Genomic DNA, 3,341 nt, shown 5'->3' on the forward strand with positions numbered 1-3,341 from the left:
GACAACAATGATGATAACCTGATCGGGGGTGCTGGCGATGACACCTTACTAGGTTTGGGTGGCAATGACCTTCTTGATGGGGGTGCTGACAATGACACCCTGGAAGGGGGTGCTGGCGAAGATTTACTTGATGGCAGAGCTGGCGATGATTCATTACGGGGTGGTGATGATATTGATGTTCTAGATGGTGGTGAAGGCAATGATACCCTGATTGGCGATCGCGGTGATGACAATATCAATGGCGCAGATGGTGATGACCGACTGATTTGGAATGACGGTGATGGCAGCGATATCATGGAAGGGGGTGCTGGCTTTGATGTGGTAGAAGTCAATGGCGCAAATGATGCCGGAGATAACTTTGCCCTCAACCCCTTTGGCTCCAGTGTACGCTTTGAGCGGTTGAATCTCGGTCAGTTCAACCTGAATGTCAATGATGTAGAACGGTTTGAGATTAATGGTCTTGGGGGTGATGACACCTTAACTGTTAATGACTTGTCCGGTACTGATGTAGAGCTGGTAGTCTTTAACGGCGGTGATGGTAATGACTTCCTGGACGGAACCAATGCTGTCTTACCCTTGGTTGGTATTGGAGGTAATGGCAAGGACACCCTGATTGGCGGGGCTGGTGATGACATCCTCAGGGGTGATGCTGGCAATGATAGCCTGGTTGGCGGAGCTGGTGATGATAACCTAATTGGAGATGCCGGGAATGACACTCTGATTGGAGGTGATGGCGATGACAATCTGGTTGGTGGAGATGGTGATGATGTCCTAATCAGTGGCAACGGTATTACTACCTTTACTTTTGATAGTGCAACAGCTTTCAATTCAAGCGATTTGGGTCTCGATAGCATTATGGGCTTTATCGGAGGTCAAGACCGAATTAGTCTGGAACAGGACACCTTCACTGCGCTCACTGGTACGTCCAGTGGGGGCTTAGATAGCAGTGAATGGGCGGTTGTATCTGATAATAGCCAGGTCGAAAGTAGTGGTGCTTTGATTGTCTACAACAGCAACACCGGCGATCTATTCTACAACCAGAATGGCAGTGCAGGTGGTCTGGGAAGCGGAGCTCAGTTTGCTACAATCGACACCAGCACCTCGGTAGATTTCAGTGACTTTGAGATAGTGTAAGTTAATTAAAAGTTAACTTATTAACTTATATAGTCGTTTTTTGTTAAAGGTTGACTCTTGACAGTCAACCTTTAACCTTTAACCTTGGCCAATAGGCCACGCTACGCGAACAACCTTGGCCAATAGGCCACGCTACGCGAACAACATTCAACCTTTAACATTCAACCTTCAACCTACCCTACGGTAACGCCAAAAGCGAACAACCTTCAATAGTCAACAGTCACCTAAATGCTAACCCGGAATCAGAACTAGATTCAATCAACTCATTGCCACAATCTATCCAGGCTCAGGTATTTCCTAGCCCCCAGTTATCCAAGTCTTCTGGTATACCGACTTAGTTAAAAATGTCAAAGGTGCTGGTCGCAACGATACCATTATTGGTGATAACAACAGTAATCAACTTACTGGTGGTGCCAGGAGTGACGATATTACTGGTGGGGATGGTAATGATACCATCGTAGGTGTAGATCCCACCAGTAACAATCCAGGTGTTAATGAAATTGATATCTTAACCGGAGGAGCTGGTGCTGATATATTTGTGATTGGAGATCAGAACAATGCTTACTATGTTGGGCAAGGATTGTTTGGTTTCAATGATTACGCTGTAATTACGGATTTCCAATCTGGTACGGATAAAATTCAACTCAAGCAAGGCATCAACTATACCTTTTCAGACAACTTTATTGCTATCAATTCTACTTCGGGCCTTGACGTTATTGCTATAGTTGCTGATGCCTATAACCAAGGGGATCTGATCTTTGTATAACGACTAGTACACCGTCTCGGAAATAACTGACTAGTTAAAATCTCCTTGATCTGGCCGGTTTCCCCCTGTTCTTCCTCTCCGTTAAACTGAGATCTCGAACCATTGTGATTAATCCTAGGGTGGGCAGTGCCTAGCAACGGGCAAAGCCCAGCTTGGTGAATCTGTCTGGTACACTGCCCACCCTACATGAACTGATTGAACAAGTAGTATGATTCAATTTGCATGTCACCCCTCAGACCCTTTAGGTACCCTTTAAGGTACCCTTTAGGTACCCTTTAGGGTACTGTCAAACGGTAATCTTATCCGAGATAGTATAGCGCTACGCGCAAGTAAGAAGTCAGAAGTCAGAAGTCAGAAGTAAGCTATGAGTAAGTTTCGGAGTTTACAAATGTCTTAATCTGAATGCGTAGTGCTATATCAATAGTATAATTGAATCGGCATGGCTGAATTAAGGAATGAATAGGAGTAGGGTTGGCATCCTGCCCATTCCACAAAACTCTTAAAATCATTCCATTATTAAGCAACGCCCTTATAGATACCTACTCACAATCTCTGAAAAATTCAGGAGTAAGTTTCATGAATACATTAATCGGTGGTCCAGGTAATGACACTCTAGTAGGAGACAACTGTGACGATAACCTGATCGGGGGTGCTGGCAATGACCTCTTACTAGGTGTGGGTGGCAATGACCTTCTTGATGGGGGTGCTGGCAATGACACCCTGGCAGGGGCTGCTGGGGAAGATTTACTTGATGGCAAAGATGGCAATGATTTATTAAGCGGTGGTGATGGTATTGATGTTCTAGATGGTGGTAAAGGCAATGATACCCTGATTGGCGATCGCGGAGATGACAATATCAATGGCGCAGATGGTGATGACCGACTGATTTGGAATAACGGTGATGGTAGCGATATCATGGAAGGGGGTGCTGGCTTTGATGTGGTAGAAGTCAATGGCGCAGATGGTGCCGGAGATAACTTTGCCCTCAACCCCAATGGCCCCAGGGTACGCTTTGAGCGGTTGAATCTCGGTCTGTTCAACCTGAATGTCAATGATGTAGAACAGTTTGAGATCAATGGTCTTGGGGGTGATGACACCTTAACTGTTAATGACTTGTCCGGTACTGATGTACAGCAGGTAGTCTTTAATGGCGGTGATGGTAATGACCTTCTCGACGGAACCAATGCTGTCTTACCTTTAGTTGGTATTGGTGGAAAAGGCAACGACACCCTGATTGGCGGGGCTGGCGATGACAACCTCAGGGGTAATGCTGGCAATGATAGCCTGGTTGGCGGAGCTGGTGATGATAACCTGATTGGAGATGCCGGGAATGACACTCTGATTGGAGGTGATGGCGATGACAATCTGGTTGGTGGAGATGGTGATGATGTCCTAATCAGTGGCAACGGTATTACTACCTTTACTTTTGATAGTGCAACAG

3 protein-coding genes are annotated in these 3,341 nt (G+C 46.0%); all 3 read left to right on the forward strand.

Going from position 1 to position 3,341, the window contains the following annotated elements:
• Positions 1-1,134 (forward strand): calcium-binding protein (locus F6K57_RS40455; protein WP_293074565.1); only part of this gene is annotated, 1,134 nt, incomplete at its 5' end.
• 538 nt (positions 1,135-1,672) lie between these two features.
• Positions 1,673-1,900 (forward strand): hypothetical protein, encoded by a 228-nt coding sequence (locus F6K57_RS40460; protein ID WP_293074568.1) that lies wholly within the window; start codon positions 1,673-1,675, stop codon positions 1,898-1,900.
• 576 nt (positions 1,901-2,476) lie between these two features.
• On the forward strand, positions 2,477-3,341 hold an 865-nt coding region (locus tag F6K57_RS40465), incomplete at its 3' end, for a calcium-binding protein (RefSeq protein WP_293074571.1).

Origin of the sequence: Moorena sp. SIO4A5 (assembly GCF_010672005.1) — a bacterium.
In the GTDB taxonomy this organism is placed as follows: Bacteria; Cyanobacteriota; Cyanobacteriia; order Cyanobacteriales; family Coleofasciculaceae; genus Moorena.